This is a genomic window from Microvirga pakistanensis (genome assembly GCF_004458765.1).
Lineage (GTDB): Bacteria > Pseudomonadota > Alphaproteobacteria > Rhizobiales > Beijerinckiaceae > Microvirga > Microvirga pakistanensis.
The window spans coordinates 1-223 of the sequence record NZ_SPJX01000708.1 but is presented as its reverse complement, the minus strand read 5'-3'; the positions used below and the strand labels follow the sequence as shown (position 1 = coordinate 223).

Below are 223 nucleotides of genomic sequence, written 5' to 3'. Positions count from 1 at the left end.
TCGCAAGATCATTTCCCTGCGCAAGCGCGACTATGCCGAGCGCCAGGAGGAGGAGGCGATCCTCGAACTCTACATGCAGGCTCTCGGGATGCCTGTCTGATTCCACGCGTGGTGCGCGCGGGACCTCTCATGCGCAACACACCCGTGACGAAATCTTATCCGAAACGGATTCAGCGCATTCGACCTGCGACGTGGCACGAGAGCATTTTTCGGCGAAGTGGAG

The 223-nt window shown here is 59.2% G+C and carries 1 protein-coding gene; it reads left to right on the top strand.

Annotated elements, in window-relative coordinates; translation table 11 throughout:
- Positions 1-100, top strand: a 100-nt coding sequence (locus tag E4K09_RS26820; RefSeq protein ID WP_134500167.1) for a GapR family DNA-binding domain-containing protein, incomplete at its 5' end; no start/stop codon positions are given.
- Positions 101-223 lie beyond the last annotated feature (123 nt).